The sequence below is a fragment of the Amycolatopsis sp. CA-230715 genome, from assembly GCF_018736145.1.
In the GTDB taxonomy this organism is placed as follows: Bacteria; Actinomycetota; Actinomycetes; order Mycobacteriales; family Pseudonocardiaceae; genus Amycolatopsis.
In genome coordinates this window covers 6,443,416-6,463,173 of the sequence record NZ_CP059997.1, presented here as the reverse complement: position 1 = coordinate 6,463,173, position 19,758 = coordinate 6,443,416, and the positions used below count along the sequence as shown (strand labels likewise).

General features: G+C 70.2%; 14 protein-coding genes. 9 read left to right on the top strand and 5 right to left on the bottom strand.

From position 1 onward, the window contains the following. Positions 1 to 25 precede the first annotated feature (25 nt). Positions 26 to 475, top strand: a complete 450-nt coding sequence (mce, locus tag HUW46_RS31030; protein WP_215542313.1) for a methylmalonyl-CoA epimerase — start codon at positions 26 to 28, stop codon at positions 473 to 475. Here the strand turns inward: mce and HUW46_RS31025 are convergent. Next, positions 472 to 1,032, bottom strand: coding sequence for a TetR/AcrR family transcriptional regulator (locus HUW46_RS31025; protein ID WP_215550217.1), 561 nt, complete (start codon positions 1,030 to 1,032; stop codon positions 472 to 474). The genes mce and HUW46_RS31025 overlap by 4 nt on opposite strands. Beyond that, entirely contained in the window at positions 1,029 to 1,400 is a 372-nt protein-coding gene (locus HUW46_RS31020; protein WP_215542312.1) for an SPW repeat protein, read from the bottom strand. The genes HUW46_RS31025 and HUW46_RS31020 overlap by 4 nt, the downstream gene beginning before the upstream one ends. Positions 1,401 to 1,609: 209 nt before the next feature. Between HUW46_RS31020 and ccrA the strand changes: the two genes are divergently transcribed. The 4 genes from ccrA (at position 1,610) to HUW46_RS31000 (ending at position 11,431) form a co-directional block, all read left to right on the top strand. Further along, positions 1,610 to 2,956: a crotonyl-CoA carboxylase/reductase gene (gene ccrA / locus HUW46_RS31015; RefSeq protein WP_215542311.1), complete on the top strand. Its 1,347-nt coding sequence runs from the start codon at positions 1,610 to 1,612 to the stop codon at positions 2,954 to 2,956. A 218-nt stretch (positions 2,957 to 3,174) separates the two neighbouring features. Then, on the top strand, positions 3,175 to 6,309 hold the full coding sequence (locus tag HUW46_RS31010; RefSeq protein ID WP_215542310.1) for a BTAD domain-containing putative transcriptional regulator: 3,135 nt from the start codon (positions 3,175 to 3,177) through the stop codon (positions 6,307 to 6,309). Next, the gene (locus tag HUW46_RS31005) at positions 6,302 to 9,928 is read left to right on the top strand and encodes a BTAD domain-containing putative transcriptional regulator (RefSeq protein WP_215542309.1); all 3,627 of its coding nucleotides are present in this window, start codon (positions 6,302 to 6,304) and stop codon (positions 9,926 to 9,928) included. The genes HUW46_RS31010 and HUW46_RS31005 overlap by 8 nt, the downstream gene beginning before the upstream one ends. Before the next feature lie 348 nt (positions 9,929 to 10,276). Then, positions 10,277 to 11,431, top strand: coding sequence for an HNH endonuclease signature motif containing protein (locus HUW46_RS31000; protein ID WP_215542308.1), 1,155 nt, complete (start codon positions 10,277 to 10,279; stop codon positions 11,429 to 11,431). A gap of 236 nt (positions 11,432 to 11,667) precedes the next feature. On the opposite strand, the gene HUW46_RS30995 is transcribed toward HUW46_RS31000, so the two are convergent. Continuing rightward, positions 11,668 to 12,144, bottom strand: a complete 477-nt coding sequence (locus HUW46_RS30995) for a MarR family winged helix-turn-helix transcriptional regulator (RefSeq protein WP_215542307.1) — start codon at positions 12,142 to 12,144, stop codon at positions 11,668 to 11,670. Here HUW46_RS30995 and HUW46_RS30990 point away from each other — a divergent pair. Both HUW46_RS30990 and HUW46_RS30985 read left to right on the top strand, forming a co-directional pair. Continuing rightward, positions 12,143 to 12,613 carry a pyridoxamine 5'-phosphate oxidase family protein gene (locus tag HUW46_RS30990; RefSeq protein ID WP_215542306.1) on the top strand — a complete coding sequence of 157 codons (471 nt, stop codon included), beginning with the start codon at positions 12,143 to 12,145 and terminating at the stop codon, positions 12,611 to 12,613. The two genes, HUW46_RS30995 and HUW46_RS30990, sit on opposite strands and share 2 nt — an antisense overlap. A gap of 305 nt (positions 12,614 to 12,918) precedes the next feature. Next, positions 12,919 to 16,287: a fibronectin type III domain-containing protein gene (locus HUW46_RS30985; RefSeq protein ID WP_254125059.1), complete on the top strand. Its 3,369-nt coding sequence runs from the start codon at positions 12,919 to 12,921 to the stop codon at positions 16,285 to 16,287. A 60-nt stretch (positions 16,288 to 16,347) separates the two neighbouring features. Here HUW46_RS30985 and HUW46_RS30980 read toward each other — a convergent pair whose 3' ends face one another. Further along, positions 16,348 to 17,223, bottom strand: a complete 876-nt coding sequence (locus HUW46_RS30980; RefSeq protein ID WP_215542305.1) for an esterase/lipase family protein — start codon at positions 17,221 to 17,223, stop codon at positions 16,348 to 16,350. Between the two features lie 128 nt (positions 17,224 to 17,351). Between HUW46_RS30980 and HUW46_RS30975 the strand changes: the two genes are divergently transcribed. Beyond that, positions 17,352 to 18,506 carry a PucR family transcriptional regulator gene (locus tag HUW46_RS30975; protein WP_215542304.1) on the top strand — a complete coding sequence of 385 codons (1,155 nt, stop codon included), beginning with the start codon at positions 17,352 to 17,354 and terminating at the stop codon, positions 18,504 to 18,506. A gap of 33 nt (positions 18,507 to 18,539) precedes the next feature. On the opposite strand, the gene HUW46_RS30970 is transcribed toward HUW46_RS30975, so the two are convergent. Next, a complete protein-coding gene (locus tag HUW46_RS30970) occupies positions 18,540 to 19,292 on the bottom strand; it encodes an SDR family NAD(P)-dependent oxidoreductase (protein ID WP_215542303.1) in 753 nt (250 codons plus the stop codon). Positions 19,293 to 19,397: 105 nt separating this feature from the next. Between HUW46_RS30970 and HUW46_RS30965 the strand changes: the two genes are divergently transcribed. After that, entirely contained in the window at positions 19,398 to 19,745 is a 348-nt protein-coding gene (locus tag HUW46_RS30965; protein WP_215542302.1) for a hypothetical protein, read from the top strand. The last annotated feature ends 13 nt before the right edge of the window (positions 19,746 to 19,758 follow it).

Genomic DNA, 19,758 nt, shown 5'->3' with positions numbered 1-19,758 from the left:
GGCCACCTGTGCTTACTCTGCGGTAATGGATGCGAAGTCCCCCCAGCCCCTCAGCGCCATCGACCACGTCGGCATCGCGGTGCCGGATCTCGACGAAGCGATCGAGTTCTACCGCGCCTCTTTCGGGTTCGAGCTCAGGCACGTCGAGGTCAACGAAGACCAGGGGACGCACGAAGCCATGTTGCGCGCCCCCGGCGACGACGGCACCGGCACGGCGATCCAGTTGCTGGCCCCGTTGGGTCCCGACTCCACGATCGCCAAGTTCCTCGAGCGCAAGGGCCCCGGCGTGCAGCAGCTCGCGTTGCGCGTCCCCGACATCGTCGAGGCCGCCGACGGCCTGCGCGACAAGGGCCTGAAAGTGCTCTGGGACGACCCGCGCCCCGGCACGTCGAATTCGAAGGCCAACTTCGTGCACCCGAAGAGCACCGGCGGCGTGCTCGTGGAACTGGTCGAGCCCGGCGACAAACCAGCCTAGGTCGGGCGGGGCGTGAGCGCGTTCGCGACGAAGGTCAGCTCGCGTTCCATTTCGCCGGGGCGCTCGTCGGAAGCGTGGCGCGCCACCGAATGGCGGTAGCCGACGGCGAGCGCGAGCAGTGCCGAGGCGCTGTCCACGTCGGCGAGCGCGACGCCGCCCGCGGCGGCCGCGAGTATGACCGCGCGCACCTGCGCGACGAGCCGGCCGTGCCGTTCCTGGAGCGCGTCGCGGACGGCGTGGTGCGTGTCCGCCTCACGCCACAGCAGGTGCGACAGCACCCGCGAGGACGACAGCCTGCGGTCCAGTTCGGCGACGAGGCGGCGCAGGCTCTCCGCGACGTCACCGGTCACCACCACGTGCGCGGGGTCGACGTGCTCGTCGGGCAGGCGCTGCACGAGCGCGCTCAGCAGATCCGGCTTGCGGCGGAAGTAGTAGTGCACCAAGCCTTTCGGCACGCCGGCCCGCTCCGCGATACGCGAAGTGGGCGTGGCGTCGAAACCGGCTCCGGCGAACAGCTCTTCCGCCGCTTGCAGGATCCTTTCCCTGGCGTTGCTCAGTGCTGGCCCGCCATCCTGATGTGCGCCGCGTTCGCGACCGGGTAGGCCAGCGCGCCCGCGATGACCGTCAGCGCGCCCGCGATCCACGACGTCCACGCCGCGCCCATCAGATCCGTGTACGACATCACCCACGGCGAAACGAACAGCAGCGCGCCGAGGACGATCTGGATGCCCTCGCCGTAGACCATGCCGGGCGCGGCCAGCGAAGCCACGCCGTCGACGGCGACCAGTGCGCCGAGCACGATCATGGTCCACATCGCGGCGGTGCTCGTGTCCACCCAGATCGGGGAAAGCAGCGCCACCACGCCGAACACGACCTCTGCCCAGTCGTGCGGTCGCGTCCAAGGACGTGCCGGGGTTTCCTGCATCGGTATCACCTCCGTGACCTTGGGGAACCGTGTGTTTCGCGGTGTCTCCGAGGTCCATGTTGCTCCTTGGTTGGCCAGCCGGTCAAACACGGCGTGGTCACGGTCCTCCAGATGTGCGAGTGCCGCTCGTCTCGTACAGTTGTGCCGTTAGTTACTGGCCAGTAATTTCATCGGGGACCCGGCGCCCGACCAAGCCACGCGGAGGCACCATGCCCAACGACGAACTCGGCGAAATCCGGCAGGCCATCCTGTCCGGCGATCCCGCCTCGCTGGGATCGCTCGCGGTACCCGAGCACTACCGCGGCGTCACCGTGCACGCCGACGAGGCGGACCTCTTCGAAGGCTTGCCGACGAAGGAGAAGGACCCCCGCAAGTCGCTGCACGTCGACGAGGTGCCGACCCCGGAGCTAGGCCCCGGTGAAGCGCTCGTCGCGGTGATGGCCAGCGCGATCAACTACAACACCGTCTGGACGTCGATCTTCGAGCCGATCCCGACGTTCAAGTTCCTCAAGAAGTACGGCAAGCTCTCGCCGCTGGCGAAGCGGCACGACCTGCCGTACCACGTGGTCGGCTCGGACCTGGCCGGCGTCGTGCTGCGCACCGGCCCCGGCGTCCACCGCTGGCAGGCCGGTGACGAGGTCGTGGCGCACTGCCTCAACGTCGAACTGGAGAGCCCGGACGGGCACAACGACACGATGCTCGACTCCGAGCAGCGGATCTGGGGCTTCGAGACGAACTTCGGCGGCCTCGCCGAGATCGCGCTGGTCAAGGCGAACCAGCTGATGCCGAAGCCGGACCACCTCACCTGGGAGGAGGCCGCCTCCCCCGGCCTGGTCAACTCCACCGCCTACCGGCAGCTCGTGTCCAAGAACGGCGCGGACATGAAGCAGGGCGACGTCGTGCTCATCTGGGGCGCTTCCGGCGGGCTCGGCTCGTACGCGACCCAGTTCGCGCTCAACGGTGGCGCGATCCCCGTGTGCGTGGTGTCCAGCGAGGAAAAAGCCGACATCTGCCGCGCGATGGGCGCGGACCTGGTGATCGACCGCTCCGCCGAGGGATATCAGTTCTGGAAGAACGAGCACGAGCAGGATCCCAAGGAATGGCAGCGGTTCGGCGCGAAGATCCGCGAGCTGACCGGCGGTGACGACCCGGACATCGTCTTCGAGCACCCCGGCCGCGAAACGTTCGGCGCCTCGGTCTACGCCGCACGGCGCGGCGGCACGATCGTGACGTGCGCGTCGACCTCCGGTTATCTGCACCAGTACGACAACCGCTACCTGTGGATGAACCTCAAGCGAGTGATCGGCTCCCATTTCGCGAACTACCGGGAATCGTGGGAAGCGAACCGGCTGATCGCCAAGGGCCACATCCACCCGACGCTGTCGAAGGCCTACCCGCTCGAAGAAACCGGGCAGGCCACGCTCGACGTCCACCGCAACGCGCACCAGGGCAAGGTCGGCGTGCTGTGCCTGGCCCCGGAAGAGGGCCTCGGCGTGCGGAATCCGGAGCTGCGCGAACGCCATCTCGACGGCATCAACCGGTTCCGCGGGGCCTGACGGCGACGGGAGCGACCGAACCTCGGTCGCTCCCGGCCCACCCGTTAAGCGTCGAAGGTGCTCAGATGAGCAGCCAGCACCGGCACCGGCGCTATTCTGGTGTGTGCCTGCTAACTTTGGAGCGAACCAGGACTCCTCCAGGGTCCGCGACCCCACCAATCGCGGAAGGAACGACCGATGACGCTCGCCACGAGCGTGGCATCTAGGGCGCGGTCCCGGTGAAGGCCCAGCTGCTCGGTCCCGTGCGCGCGTGGCAGTCCGACGGCTCGGAGATCTCGCTCGGTTCCGCGCACCGGCGCGCCGTGTTCGCGGTGCTCGCCCTGCGGGCGAACACCGTGGTGCCGCGGGCCGAGCTGATCGACGCGATCTGGGGCGAGTCGGCGCCGGCGAGCGCGAGCGGCAGCATCTACACCTACGTCTCCGGCCTCCGGCAGGCGCTCGAACCCGGGCGCTCGCGCCGGTCCGCTGGCACCGTGCTGGTGTCCGAAGGATCGGGGTACCGCCTCCGGCTCGAACCGGACGCGCTCGACGTGTCCCGGTTCGCCGCGCTGCGCGAGGAGTCCCGCGGCGCGGACCCCGCACGGCGCAGGGAAAACCTCGACGCCGCGCTCGCGCTGTGGCAGGGCGAGGCCCTCGACGGCACGCCGGGCCCGTTCGCCGCCGCGCAGCGCGACCGGCTGACCGAAATGTGGCTGGACACCAAGGAACTCCGCGCGCAGGTCGCGCTCGACGCGGGCGAACACGCCGCGGTGCTCGAAGACCTCTTCGACCTCGTCGCACGGCATCCGCTGCGCGAAGGGCTGCGCGGCCTGCTCATGACGGCGCTGTGGCGCGCGGGCAGGCGGACCGACGCGCTGGGCGTCTACACCGACTTCCACCGCACCACGGTGGCCAAGCTCGGCGTCGAGCCGAGCACCGCGCTGACCCACCTGCACGACCAGATGCTCACCGGCACCGTCCCCGGCGAAGCGGCTTCGTTCGTCGGCAGGGACGCCGAAGTGTCCGTGCTGCGCGCCGCCGCGACCGCCGTGTCCGCTGGCCGCGGCGGCGCGGTCTGGATCGACGGCGAGCCAGGGATCGGGAAGTCCGCGCTACTGGCCGAAGGACTGTCCGGCACCGGCGACGTCCCGGTGGCGTGGGCCGTCGCGGACGAGCTCGGCCAGCGTTTTCCCTTGCGGTTCCTGCTCGATGCCTTCGCGGGCCTCGGCGTCTCCGTCCAGAGCGACGATCCGCAACGGGCCGGGCTCGCCGAACGCGTGCGCGCACTCGCCGAGTCCGGTGTGGACGCGATGACCGACGCCGTCGACGACGTGGTGGATCTCGTCGAGCGCCTGTGCGAAGACGGCCCGCTCGTCCTCGTCGGCGACGAGATGCAGTGGGCCGATCCCGCGAGCCTGCTGGTGTGGGAACGCCTCGCCGAGGAGACCGGGCGGCTGCCGCTGCTGCTCGCGGGCGCGTGCCGTCCGCTCCCGCGGCGGCCCGAGGTGGCACGCCTGCGCGCGGTGCTGGCGAGCACCACGACGATCGGTCTCGGCCCGCTCGACGAGGACGAGGTGCGCGGCCTCCTCGTCGAAGCGCTCGGCGCCGAGCCCGGTGCGGACCTGCTCGCCTCCAGCGCGCTCGCGGCCGGAAACCCGCGCTACGTCAAGGAAATCGCCGAGCGGTTCGCGAGCGGGGAGTCACCGGTGTTCCCGGCGGCGCAGCACCTGACCTTCCTGACCGAGGACACCAGGGAGGTGCTGCGCCTCGCCGCGCTGCTCGGCGACGGGTTCACCGTCACCGAACTGGAGGCCGCGCTCGGCGACCGCGAGATCGACACCACGGCGGCGGTGCTGGAGGCACTCGTCGGCGGGGTGCTCACCTCACCGGACGACCGCCTCGAATTCCGGCACCCGGTGGTCCGGCGCGCGCTGTACGACCACACGCCCGCCGGGGTCAGGGTCGCGCTGCACCGCCAGTTCGCGGACGCGATGGCCCGGTTCGGCTGCCGCGCCGACCGCGTCGCCGAGCAGCTGATCGCCGCCGGGGCCCCGATCGAACCGTGGGTGCTGGACTGGGTACCCGCCGAGATCGGCGCGCTCGCCACGCGCACGCCCCAGTCCGCGCTGCGCCTGCTGCGCCTCGCCGCCGGATCCGCCGCCGCGGACGCCGAGACGCGGGACGCGCTCACCACGGTCGAAACGAGGCTCCAGTTCTGGCTCGGCGGGGAACCGATGGCGGAGGCCGCCTCCGTCGCGGCCAGGACCACCGATCCCTTCCGTGCGGCCGAAATGCGGTGGATCGTCGCGTACCTGCACTACCGCCGCGGTGACATCCCCGCCGCGATCACCGGGGTGCAGGACGCGCTGCGCGACCCCGCCATGCCCTCGGCGTGGCGCGAGCACCACGAATCGCTGCTGTCGCTGGTCATGCCCGCCGGCTCGCTGCTCGCCACGTTCCTTCCCGCGCAGAAGTCCACATCGGACGCCGGGCTGGACAGGGCGCTGGAAGTGGTTTCCGTGGTGCCGAAACTGGCCACGCTGCACCGGCTGCTGCTCGACGACATGATGCCGACGCTGCGGGCCGTCACCGACGACGACCTTTCGTGCGGCCGGACCGCGCGCGCCTACTACCACGGCTCGTGGGATTCCGTGCTCGCCGAACTCGGGACCGTCATCGGTGACGGCGCGGCGGTCGCGTCGTACCTGCTCGGCCCGCCGGGATCGGTGCGGCTCCTGCACAGCGTCGCCGGGCTCATCGCGGGCCATCGCGGCGAGGCCGGCACCGCGAAGGCCCATCTCCTTGCCGCGCAAGAACAACCCCGGCTCGGCACCACCGATTTCGAGGGCGCGGACTTCCTGCTCGTCGCGAACGCCGTCGTCGCCGAACAGCTCGGCCACGCCGAGGAAGCGCTCGACCTGCTGTCCGCGAGCTTCGAGAAGCGGTTCCAGCCAACGCGGTACCGCCACCACTGGCTCCCCGTGCTCGTGCGGCTCGCGTCGGAGACCGGCGACCGCGCGCGGGCAAGGTACGCCACGATGCTGTGCGAAACGACACCGGGGCCGGAGGCGGCGCACTGCCGCGGCCTCCTCGAACACGATCCCTCGCGCGTGCTGACCGCCGCCGGGCACTACCACGCGCAAAGCGCGCCGCTGTCCTTCGCGACCGCGATGGAGGACGCCGCCGTGCTGATGGCCGAGCGCGGCGATCACGACGGCGCCGAAGCCGCGTTCCGCAAGGCCTTGCGCGCCTACACCCGGCTCGGCGCGCGCTGGGATTCGCGGCGCGCCGAAGGCAGGCTGCGCCCCTTCGGCATGTCCCCGCCCGCCGTCACCTCGATCACCGCGACCACCCGAACGGGGACCGATGGCTGAACCGGTGGCCGCCGAACTCGAGGTCGCGCTGCTCGGGCCGGTACGGGCCTGGCGCGGTGGCGCCGAGCTCGCGCTGGGCCCGGCGCGGCAGCGCGCTGTACTGGCCGTGCTCGCTTCACGGGCGAACCACGTGGTGACCAGGGCGGAGGTGATCGAGGCGGTGTGGGGGTCCGCCGCGCCGGCGAGCGCGGAAGGCAGTGTGCACACCTACGTTTCGGGACTCCGCCGCTGCCTCGACCCCGACCGGTCGCGCTGGTCCGCCGGTGCCGTCCTGCTGTCCGAGGGCGCGGGCTACCTGCTCAACGTCGGCCGGTCCGATGTCGTGGAGTTCGACGAGAACCGCCGCACCGCGGAAACCCTTGCGGCGGCAGGGGAGCACGCCGGTGCTGTGGCCGCCTTCGACGCCGCGCTCGCGCTGTGGCAGGGCGAGGCGTACTCCGGGATTCCCGGCCCGTACGCCGAATCCGAGCGAACGCGCCTGGCGGACCAGCGCGTCGAAGTCGTCGAGCGCCGGGCCGCGAGCATGCTCGAACTCGGCCGGACCACCGAGGTGATCGCCGAGCTGACCACGCTCGTGCAACGCCACCCGCTGCGGGAATCGTTGTGGGAGACCGTTCTGCTCGCGCTCTACCGCGCCGGGCGCCGCACCGAAGCACTGGAAACATTCCAGCGGGCGCGCCAGGTCCTGCACGCCGAGCTCGGCACCGAACCGGGCGAAGCGCTGCGCCGCACCCACGAACGCATACTCACCAACGATCCCGCGCTCACTCCCGGCGGGGACGGTCGCCTGCGAGTGCTCCCCGCGTACGTCGCGCGTGGACTCGAAGCGCCGCAGGACCAGCTCTTCGTCGGTCGCGGCCGCGAATCCGAGGTGCTGCGGCAGCTCGTCGACGACGTGCTCCTCGGCACCGGCAGGGCGGTGTGGATCGAAGGCGAGGCCGGGATCGGCAAGTCGGAGCTGCTCTCCGAAGCGCTCGCCGACGCCGGCGAACGAGGCTGCCAGCTCGCCTGGGCTGTCGCCGAAGAACTGGGCAGGCGGTTCCCGCTCCAAGTCATCTCGGCGTGCCTCGGGCTCGACGCCGCCGACGGACCGCTGGCGGAGGACGACGCGGACGGCGACCCCGTCATGTCCACAGTGGACAACCTGCTGGCGATGGTCGACGAGCTGTGCGCGCGGGCGCCGCTGGTGCTCGTGGTGGACGACCTCCAGTGGGCGGACGAGGCCAGTGTGCTGATGTGGCACCGGTTGTGCGCCGCCACGCGCCAGCAGCCGCTCCTGCTCGTCGCGGCGACGAGGCCCGCCGCGGACCGGCCGGAGCTGGCGCAGCTGCGACGCGGCGTCGAAGCGCGCGACGGCACCGTTCTCCTGCTCGATCCGCTGAGCGAGGGGCAGGCCGAGGAGCTGATGACCGCCGTGATCGGCGCGCCGCTCGGCCCCGGCCTGCGCGCGCTCGCCGCCCGCGCGCCCGGAAACCCGTTGTACGTAAGGGAAACCACCGAAGCGCTGGTCAAGGGCGACGCGGTCGCCTTCACCGGCGGTGCCGCGGACCTGAAGGACCCCAGCGGGTACGACCTGCCGCGCTCGGTCAGCGGCGCTATCGGACGCACGCTGGAGTTCCTCTCCCCCGGCACGCAGCACGCGTTGCGGTGGGCGGCACTGCTCGGGGTCGAGTTCGCGGTGTCCGACGTCGCGACCGTGCTGGGCAAGCTGCCCTCGGAGCTGGTCGGCGCGTTCGACGAAGCGGTGTCGGCCAGGGTGGTGCTCGACGCGGGCGCCAGGCTGACCTTCCGGCACCCGCTGCTGCGGCAGGCGCTCTACGACAGCATTCCCGGCGCCATCAGGGTTTCGTGGCACCGGCAGGCCGCGGAGGCGCTCGCGAAGTCCGACGCGCCGGTCCGCCAGGTCGCCGAGCAGCTCGTCACGGTGCCCGCGCTCGCCGACCCCTGGGTGCTGGACTGGCTGGTGCGCAACCACAACGCGGTGGCGACCAGGGCACCGGAGATCGCCGCGGAACTGCTCAAGCAGGTGCTCGACGCGGGCCGGATCGACGACCCCCGGCGGGAAGTGCTCCTGTTCGCACTGGTGCGCGTGCTGTTCCGGTTGCAGCGCAACCCGGAAGACCTGGCGCGGCAGGCGCTTTCCGTCGTCACCGATCCGGTGCGCGCCATCGAGCTGCGGCACATGCTCGCCGCGCTGCTGCACCGGCGCGGCGAAACGAAGGCCGCGCTCGAAGTGCTCGGTGAGGACGATCCCGACGTCCCGGCGCATTGGAACGAGCGGCGGCGCTCGCTCGCCGCCAACTTCGGCCGCGGCGATCTCAGCGATCTCAACGCCACCGAAGAAGCCGCGCACCGGGCGTACGAAGCCGCGCTCGTCAGCGCCGAGCCGTACCCGATCGCGCACGCGCAGCAGACGCTGTGGCTGGTGCAGTCCATCCGCCGCGACCACCCGCAGGCGCTCGCGCACGTGGACACCGCGCTTTCGGTGGTGGCCAACAGCCCCGGTGTCGCCGGGCTGCACTTCGACCTGCTCGACAACCGGATCTTCACGCTGCAGAACCTCGACCGCCTCGACGACGCCGAAGGGACCCTGCGGTCGGCTCGCGAGGTCGCCCAGCGCTACCGGCTCCCGCACGGGCTGCAGGTTTCGGCCGCCGTCCAGCACTACTGGCAGGGCAGGTGGGACGAGGCACTGGTCGAACTCGACACCGTCACCGAAGACGGTCCGGCGATCACGTTCCACGGCCTCCGCGAGCCGGGCCCCGCGGCACTGCTGCTGCACGGGGTCGCGGCGCTGATCGCGGGCAGGCGCGACGAGACGTTCATCGCGGCGGGTCATCTCGACGCTGCCGAAGAGCACGCACCCGTCACCTCCGCCGAGCGCGAAAGCTGCGACTTCCTGCTTGTGGCGCAAGCGCTTTCGGCCGAACAGCGCGGCGAACCCGGCAAGGCGATCGAACTGCTGGCACCGGTGCTCGACCCGACCTACGCCGCGATGATGCTGCGCCACCAGTGGCTGCCGGACCTGGCGCGGCTCGCGCTCCAGACCGGCGACATCGACACCGCGAAGCACGCGCTGCGCGTCTGCGAAGAAGAAGCAGCCAAGGAAGTGCACCCGGCGAGAGCGGCCGCCGCGGCCGCGCGGTGCCGCGCCCTGCTCTCCGGCGACGAAGAGCCGATGCTGGACGTCGCCGAGCACTACCGCCGGGTCGGCAGGTACCTGGAAATGGCCTCCGCACTGGAAGACGCCGCCGTCCTGCTCGCCCGCGACAACCGCCCCGAAGGCGCGCGCTCCGCACTGGAACAGGCGATCGCCGAATTCTCCCGCCTCGGCGCACGATGGGACATCCGGCGCGCGGAAACCCGGCTGTCCGCGCTCGGCGTGACCGCGGGACGAGCCAGGCCGGAAGTACGCCCCAACTCCGGCTGGGCGTCACTGTCCGATGTGGAGGTCGAAATCGCACACCTGGTGGCGGACGGGCGATCGAACCCGGACATCGCCTCGGAACTGGCGCTGCCGCGGCGGACCGTGCAGGCACATGTGGCCCGTCTACTAGGAAAGCTGGGCGTCAAGTCGCGCAACGGCGTCGTGGAAGTGGTGCACGCGCGGGCGTCGTGATCCCTGGTCGTGGCATGGCGGGCTCTTCACTGGTTGTTTGGGGTCGGGCGGTGCTGGTCGTCGTGTCAGGTGGCGGTTCACTGAAGGCTTTGGACTGTATGAGGGTGGGCGACTTGCCGAAGCCGGGCGCCGGTTGCTAGATCGGCAGATTTTCCTTTGCCAGCAAGAGGTTTTCTATAGTCCACTTCAGACTGTGGCCCTGGTTCACCTGGATGGATCAGTCGAACCTCTGTGCGATCGCGGTAGAATGGACTCGTGTCCGAGAACTCTTCCCTTACACCGCAGCGGGAGCTGTGGCAGCTCGCCGCGCGCGAGAAAGCCGCGCTGCTGCGGGAAGAGATGATGTCCTTGTGGAAGCAGGAATCCCGGGTCTGCCACGTGATCGCGGAACTCGACAATGGCGGCACACGTGAACTCGGATATCCCTCCACCGCCGCACTGGTCGCGGAGATCGCACGGACTTCCTCGGCCGCGGTGCGGAAACTGGTGGCGCGGGCGCTCGCGATCAATCCCGGCCGAAGTGCTGGCGGCGCGGAGATTCCCGCCGCAGCGCCGCTGACCGGAGAAGCCGCTGCCGAAGGCGCGATCTCGCCACTGCATGTGGATGGGATCGTGTCGGCACTGCAGGCGATCCCGGACACCGTGCCGGTCGACGAACGCGAGAAGACCGAGAAAACTCTGGTCGATCTCGCTCGGAACGCGACCACGGCGGAAGTCGCCGCGGCCGGTCGGCGGTTGCGCGACACCCTCGACCCCGACAGCCGCGAACCCCGCGACACCCCCGAACCCAAACGCGCTTTCCGGTACCGGCAAGGCAAAGACGGCTCGATCAAGTTCGACGGCTATCTCGATCCGATGTCCGGCGCGAAAACCCTCGCACTGCTTGAGCCGCTGGCCAAGCCCCACAAGGAAGACAACCCCCTGGTGCGCGGTAGAGCCGAGCGCTACGGGGATGCGTTCATGGAGATCGTGAATCTGGCCGCGAGTCATCCGGAGGCGCCGAACCACAGCAGCACCCGAGGCGACATCGTCATCACCATCCCCTTGGAACTGCTCCAAAAGGGACTCGGCCAAGCCTGCCTCGACCTCGTCACGAACATCACCGCGAGCGAAGCCCGCATCCTGGCGTGTGACTGCAAGGTCATTCCCGCCGTGCTCGGCACTGACGGTCAACCACTGGAATACGGGCGCGCCAAGCGAATCGTGACCGAAGGCCTCCGCCTCATGCTCGCCATCCGCGACGGCGGCTGCGCTTTTCCCGGCTGCACCCGGAAGCCCCGACACTGCGACGCCCACCACGTCCGAGAATGGTGGAACGGCGGCACCACCGACCTCGGCAACCTCGTCCTCCTCTGCGGACACCACCACCGCCTACTCCACAACAGCGACTGGAAAGTCCGCATGATCAACGGCATGCCCGAATTCACCCCACCCGAACACGTGGACCCCTGGCGAAGACCCCGGACCAACACCATCCACACCGCCCAACCCCGCGCCGCATAACCAAACCCCCGCCACACCGGCGGGCAACCACCCCAGCAAACCCGGCAGACAGCTACCCCGGTCACCCACCCCGGCGACCCGATCCACAATGTCCACAACAGACCGCAGCTCCCGCCCACCGGGCAGACCGCGGCAAACGTTGACGGACTGAGTACGCCCGCCGCAGCAGCGGCCGAATTCGGAGCCGGAACCACCGAGGAACAACCCGCGCCGAAGAAGCACCTCCAAACCCCCGCTCACACCGGCGGACGGACCCGGCGGCCCTTGATCGCGTCGACGGCGTCGAAGCGGGTCAGCACCGCCGCGAGCAGGACGGCGGCTTCCGCGACCCGGTCCGCCCCGAACTCCTCGGCCAGTTCGGCGTCGATCGCCGCGCGGTGGACGCGGGCCGCGCGGACGGAGTCCTCGCCGTAATCGGTGAGGCACACCAGTTTCGCTCTGGCGTCCGATGGCGACGGTGCGCGGGTGAGCAGGCCACGGCGCTCCAGGTCGCCGACGGCCTTGGACGCCGCCTGCTGCGTCACGCCCATGCGTTCCGCGAGCGCGGTGATCGACACCGGCCCCGCGACCACGTGCTGGATCACCACGCCGTCGTTGAAGCGGAGTTCGCCGAAGCCGTCCGCGGTCAGGCGCCGTTGCACCTCGCCGGTCATGGCCCACCCGGCGAACAGGGCGGCGAGGGACAGGTCCAGCGAGCTAGACTGCACAACCATGGTTGTGGAACTTAGCAGACCCTCGACGGCGCTGCTCGACGACTTCGTCCGCATCGCGCACCGGATCGTCTGGTGCGCGCTGGCCACCGTGGACCGGCACGGGCGGCCGCGCTCGCGGATCGTGCACCCGTACTGGGAGCGCACCGAGGGCGGCGTGACGGGCTGGGTGTTCACCAGGCCCACCCCGCTCAAGGTCGCCCACCTCGGCGCGCACCCGCATGTTTCGTGCTCGTACTGGGATCCCGCGCACGAGGTCGCGGTCGCCGAGTGCGACGCGGAGTTCGACGGCGGCGAACCGGTCCGCCGCAAGGTGTGGCACCTGTTCGCCACCGCGCCCGAGCCGCTCGGCTACGACCCGCGCATACTCGGCGGGGACGACCACCGCGACGAGCGGATCACCGTGCTGAAGCTGACCCCGTGGCGGTTGAGCACCGCGAACCACGCTTGGCGGCGAACCGGGGTTGGTTAAATTCCTACCGTTGGAACATAGCGAAAGATACCGGGAGTCCGGTGCGGCGCACCTGCGGTTTCTCACGATTATCGACTCCGGGTCACAGTTCATCCTTCCCCATTCGACCCGCGATGACAACTTTGCCGATTTCCCAGGTCAGTGCGAGTTTTTCCTTGCAAATCAACGCGTCCGGGTGCGTTAATTTGACGTCGTAGCACAGCCGTAACGCACATTTCACGCGCCTCCGCCGAATTCAACCGTCGGCAACAGTTGTGCCCTTTTCACCCAATGACGCGTGTATGTGAGCACTTGGAGGATGACCTGTGAAACACAGAAGACGAACTCGAAGACTGGCCACCGGGGCCGTAGCCGTGGTGAGCACGGCGGCCATGGTGGTCATGGGGCTCGCGATCGGTTCGGGCACCAGCGCCGCGGCTCAGGGCGAGCTCACGCAGAACTACTCCTGCACGTTCCCGCTCATCGGCCCCCAGAACGTCGCGGTGACCATCAAGACCACCCAGCCTTCGACGATCGCCACCGGCAAGCTCACCCCCGCCATCGAGATCACCGCGGTGTCGAACGCGGGCAAGACCGCGACGCAGGGCCTCCGCCTGGTCGGCGCCGAAACCATCAAGGGCACCGCGAAGGCCACCTCGGTCGTGACGATGCCGGGCACCCAGGGCAGCCAGACCGTCAAGGTCAGCTCCGACGTGCCGAACCAGCCGATCCCCGCGGTGGGCAACGATCTCGTCGTCAACGCCACCGGCAGCGCGCCAGCGCTCCGGTTCGACCAGCCCGGCACCGCGACGCTCGCGGTGACCGATCTCGAGCTCGAAATGACCCCGCTGCGGGCCGACGGCACGCCGACCGAGCTCAAGACCTTCACCTCGGACTGCACCCCGGCGCAGGGCCAGGACACGATCCTGCAGACCTACACGGTGACCGGTCCCGCCGTCACGCCGGAAACCATCGTCGGCACCGGCAACCACCCGCCGCTGCACCAGGTGTACAGCTGCCCGTTCCCGCTGATCGGCAACCAGGACGTCTCGGTCGACATCAACGCGACCCTGCCGGACAAGATCGCGGTCGGCGAGTACACGCCGAAGATCGACATCACCGCGGTGTCCAACGCGGGCAAGACCGCGACACAGGGCCTCCGCCTCGTCGGCGCCGAAACCATCAAGGGTTCGGCATTGGCCACCTCGCTGGTTTCCAGCCCGCAGGGCCATCTCGCCGTCGGCGTGCCCACCGCCATCCCGCAGCAGCCCATCCCGGCCGAGGGCAACGACCTGGTCGTCAACGCCAGCGGTTCGGCACCGTCGCTGCGGTTCGACAAACCCGGCACGGCGACGCTTTCGGTGCACGACCTCGTGCTCACGATGACCCCGCTGACCGCCTCCGGCGCGGAGACCGGCCTCGGCACTTTCGTCGCGGACTGCACGCCGGCGAACGGCCAGAACAACGTGCTGCACACCTTCACCGTCACCGAGGCAGGCGACACCGTGGCGCCGTCCGCGCCCGGTGCCGTGACCGTCGGTGACGTCACCTCGAACAGCGTCGCGCTGTCCTGGGGCGCCGCCACCGACAACGTGGGCGTGACCGGCTACGACGTCTACCAGGGCACCACCCTGGTCAAGTCCGTCACCGGCACCTCCGCCACCATCGACGGGCTGGCCCCGGACACCGACTACAGCTTCACCGTCAAAGCCAAGGACGCGGCGGGCAACATCTCGCCCGCCACGGCCGCGGTCACGGCGCACACGACCAAGGCGCCGGACACGCAGGCCCCGACCGTGCCGGGCAACCTGCACGCCACCGGCACCACCCAGACCAGCGTCGCGCTGGCCTGGGACGCGTCCAGCGACAACGTGGGCGTGACCGGGTATGACGTGTACCAGGGCGACACCCTCGCCAAGACGGTCACCGGAACCACCGCCACGATCGACGGGCTCACCGCCGACACCGAGTACACCTTCACCGTCGTCGCCAAGGACGCCGCCGGGAACAAATCCACCGCCAGCGCCGCGGCCAAGGCCAAGACCCAGGCCGCGGCCGACACGCAGGCACCCACCGCTCCCGGGAACCTGCACGCCACCGGCACCGCGCAGTCCAGCGTCGGCCTGGCCTGGGACGCGTCGACCGACAACGTCGGCGTGACCGAGTACGACGTGTACCAGGGCGACACCCTCGCCAAGACGGTCACCGGAACCACCGCCACCGTCGACGGGCTGACCCCCGACACCGAGTACACCTTCACCGTCGTCGCCAAGGACGCGGCGGGCAACAAGTCCCCGGCCAGCGCGCCGGTGACCGCGCGCACCGCGACCACACCGGACACCGAAGCGCCTTCGGCACCGGCAGGGCTCGCCACCTCGGACGTGACGCAGTCCAGCGTCGCGCTGTCGTGGACGGCCTCGACCGACAACGTGGGCGTGACCGGCTACGACGTCTACCAGGGCACCAACCTGGTCAAGACCGTCACCGGGACCACGGCGACCGTCGACGGGCTCACCCCGGACACGGACTACTCGTTCACCGTGGTGGCCAAGGACGCCGCGGGTAACAAGTCCCCGGCCAGCGCGGCCGCCACGGCGCACACCAAGGCCGCGCCCGACACGCAGGCCCCGACCGTTCCCGGGGACCTGCACTCGACCGGCGCCACGCAGACCAGCGTGACGCTCGCGTGGACCGCGTCGACCGACAACGTCGGTGTCACCGGCTACGACGTCTACCAGGGCACCAACCTGGTCAAGACCGTCACCGGGACCACGGCGACCGTGGAGGGCCTCACCGCCGACACCGAATACACCTTCACCGTCGTCGCCAAGGACGCCGCCGGGAACAAATCCACCGCCAGCGCCGCGGCCAAGGCCAAGACCCAGGCCGCGGCCGACACGCAGGCACCCACCGTGCCGGGCAACCCGCGCGCTACCGACACGACCCAAACCACGGTCGTGCTGGCGTGGGACGCCGCGACGGACAACGTGGGCGTCACCGGGTACGACGTCTACAACGGCACCAACCTCGTCAAGACGGTCACCGGGACCACGGCGACCGTGGAAGGCCTCACCGCCGACACCGAGTACACCTTCACCGTGGTCGCCAAGGACGCCGCGGGCAACAAGTCGGCGCCCAGTGCCGCGGTCAAGGCGCGGACCAAGCCGAAGGACACCCCGCCGGTCGTCAAGTACAGCTACAATCTGACCGGCAAGTCGCAGCTCAAGAAGCTCACCGGCCCGATCGACCTGCGCGGGGGCATCAACGCCGCGATCTCCCTGTCGAACGGGACCTTCGACGCGGATCTCTCGCTCAACCCGACGAGCGCGAACTTCACGCTCTGGGGCTTCGTCCCGGTCACCGCGAAGATCGAGTTCGCCCCGGTCGGCAAGACCACCGGCACGCTGAAGGACGGGGTGCTCAAGTCGACCTCGTCGGTGACGGTCAAACTGCCGCGGATCACCGTCTTCGGCATCCCGGTCTCGTCGAGCCCGTCGTGCCAGACGAAGACGCCCGCCCAGATCCAGCTCCAGTCGAAGCCCGGCTTCGACCCGCTGGCTGGCGGCAAGCTGACCGGCACCTACACCCTGCCGCCGCTGCAGGGCTGCGGGTTCATGAACGACGTCGTCAGCGGCGTCGCCTCGGGCCCCGGCAACACCATCGAAGTGAACCTCGCCCCGCGTCCGGTCAGCTGACCGGTTCCGGTGCAAGAACCGGCCCCGCCGCAGCCAGCGGCGGGGCCGGTTTTTCGTTGCTCAGCCGGGAGATCCGAACGCGCACACCTTGATCGGGGTGGCGTGCTCGGGGTCGAGCGCGTTGCGGACCAGGTGCCAGACGTTCAGGTCGTAGGCCTCGCCGATGTGACCGACCGGGTCGAGCGGGCAGGAGTCCTGGACGTACTGGTTCCGCACGCCCGGTTCGCGCACGAACGAGGTTTCCGGCGGCGTGACGATCTCGTCGAAGCGCGAGGTGATGATCGTGTACGCCACGCCGGACTGCGCGATCGGACCGGTGGTGAGCGCGGTGATCGCGGGCCCGCCGGGGAACTCGTCGGAGAGCACCGGGATGCCGAGCGCCTTCACGATGGTGTCCAATGTGGACCGTCCACCCGGGAGCAGCTTGTCGGCCAGCTTCACCAGTCCCGCCGCGTCGGTGCCGTGGGTCGGCGGCGCGATCGCCACCACGCGCTTGATGTGCTCGGAGATCCCGTGCATCTTGGTGACGTACAAGGACTGCAGGCCGCCTTCGGAATGCCCGACGATGTCGACCTTCGCCGCCCCCGTCTCCGCGCGCACCTTCTCGACGTAGTCCTTGATTTCCAAAGAGGACTCCGCGACCGGCTTCAGCCCGCCGACGAACGGGAAACCGGGGTAAGCGCCGTAGGTCAGCGAGAACGTGCAGTAGCCCCGTGCCGCGAGATCGGCCTGCAGGAAGTTGATGTCCTCGTAGTACGTCGCGAACGTGCCGTGCAGCAGCACGACGGGCTCGGGATGCGCCGCGCTGGGGCGGCACGAGAAGTCGTTGGTGCCGCCGCCCGCCGCCTGCGCGGGCGCGGCGGCGAACAGCGCGCCCGCCGCCCACAGCACCATCGCCGCGACGAGCGAGCCGAACCGCCGCCGTGTTCGCGTCATTGCGAACCCCTTTCGCTCGGGTTCCGCCAAGCATGCGCCCGGCCGCCCCGCGCTGTCTGCTGGCAGCGAGCGCAAAGATTTTATTCACCCGTTTGTGCGTGGCGACAAGTTCGGCCGATAATGCCGGGATGACGGAAGCAGCGGCACTGCTGCCGAGGGCGCGCGAGCTGGCCACCGCGATGATGGCGAGGTGCGTCGCCGAAATCCCGGCCTACCAGCGGCTCCCCGCGAGCGTGCTGGAAGGCGATCTCGTGGCCAACGCGGCGGCGGTGGTCGAACTCGTCCTCACCACGCTCGACGAGGACCGGGCGCCGACCGATGACGAGCTGGCCATCGCGGTCACCTGGGGCGCCGAACGCGCGCGCGACGGGCTCCCGCTCGACGCGGTGCTGCGGATCTACCCGCTCGGCGCGCAGGAAGCGTGGCGGCTCGCGGCGAGTGAAGGCACCGTCGGGCTGGCCGACCGCCTGTTCGGGTTCCTCGCCGAGGTGATGCCGAGGATCGCCGCCGCCTACCTCCGCGAGCGCGAGGACATCGACTGGGAACGGCGCGAGCACCGCCAGAACCTGGCGGGCAACCTGCTCGCGGGCCGCCCGGCGCACCGTGCCGCGGAACGGGGCGGGCAGACGCTCGCCGACGCATACGACGTCGTCGTGTTCCGGCTCCCCGCGCCGCGCCGAGGCGCCGGAACCCGTGCCACCACGGACCTTTTCCGCGCCGTACGGTCCGAATTGGACACCCGGCGCGAGGTGCTCACCACGTTCGAAGGCGACAGCGGTGTGCTGCTGGTTCCGGCGACCCCGGCCCATTCGGCGGACGAGCTGGTCGCGCGCATCGACGAGGTTTCGCACGCGGCGTGCACGGCCGCGGTCGCCACCGCGCCCGCGCACGCGGACATTCCCCACGCGCACGCCGAAGCCGCCGAGGTGCTCGCGCTCGCCGAACGCCTCGGCAGGCCGCCGAAGCTGTACCGGCTCGCCGATCTCGCGATCGAATACCAGCTCGCCAAGCCGAGCCCGGCCCGCGCCGCGCTCGCCGCGCTGCTGGACCCGCTCGAACCGCACCCGCACCTGATCGACGCGCTGCGCGCCTTCGTCGCGTCCGGCTACCACCGCGGCGAGGCGGCCGCGGCGCTCACCATCCACCGCAACACGCTCACCTACCGGCTCGGGCGCGTGCACCTCATCACCGGCTACGACGCCACCCGGCCCGCCGACGCACGCCAGCTCGCCGCCGCGATGACCGCGTACGACATCGAAGCGCACGAAGCGGGCAAGCACTGACCCCTGTCATCGTGCACAGGTGCGCGACGCCCGTCACCAGACGGTGTATCCCCCGTCCACCACCAGATCGGAGCCGGTGAAGTAGCTGCTGGCGTCGGAGGCCAGGAACACCGCCGCGGGCGCGATCTCGCTCGGCTCGGCGACCCTGCCCAGCGGCGTCGAGGAGAGCCACACCTTCTTCCAGTCCTCATTGGACATTCCCTGCTTCGTCAGCTCGGTGCCGACGTACCCCGGCGAAATGGAGTTCACCCGCACCCCGCCGCGGGCCCATTCGGCCGCGAGCGATTTCGTCAGGTGGATCACGGCCGCCTTGGACGCGTTGTAGGACGCCTGCGGCTGCGGGTGGTTCGCGATGTGCCCGCTCATGCTGCCGATGTTGACGATGCTGCCGCCGGTGTCCTGCGCGAGCATGCGCCTGGCAGCGGCCCGGCAGCCGAAGAACACGCCGTCGAGGTTGATCGACAGCACCCGCCGCCATTCGTCGTCGGTGGTGTCCACGGCAGGCTTGTTGAGGACCGTGCCCGCGTTGTTGACGTGCACGTCGAGCGAACCCAGCTCGGCGGCGACGTGGTCAACCGCGGCGTCGAGCGACGCGCTGTCGGTGACGTCCAGCCGCACGAACCCCGCGCCGAGTTCGGCCGCCGTCGCGGTACCGGTTTCCTCGTCGCGGTCGCCGATGACGACCCGCGCGCCCGCCTCCAGGAAGGCGGCCACGATGGCCTTGCCTATTCCCCTTGCCCCACCGGTGACCAGTGCGTTCTTGCCGTCGAGCCCGAAACCAGGCATGTCGTGGCCCCCTTGTCGTGGCGATCTTTGCCTCCAGCCTGCGCAAGGCGACCGGCCCGCGCAACGTGGCCACCGCCGGACGCCGTCACGCGTTACGGTGGGTTCATGCCTGAGCCGATCCTGATCTCGATCTCCGCCGCACTGGCCGCCAAGGCCGCGACCGGGCTCTACGACCTGGTCAAGCGCAAGTTCGCGAAGGACCCGGAAGCCACCGCCGCGCTCACGGCGGCGACCGAGGCCCCCGAAGCGCCCGAACCGATCGCGGCGCTGGCGCAGCGGCTGGAAACCGCCGAGGCCGCCGACCCTTCGTTCGCCGAAGAGCTGCGAGCGGAATGGGAGAAGGTGTCCGTGTCGCAGCACGCCGAGAGCGGTGGTGTCACCAACCAGATCACCGGGAACGTGACCGGTAAGGCACTCCAGGCAGGCGACATCCACGGGAACGTGACCTTCTGATCTTGTAGGATCG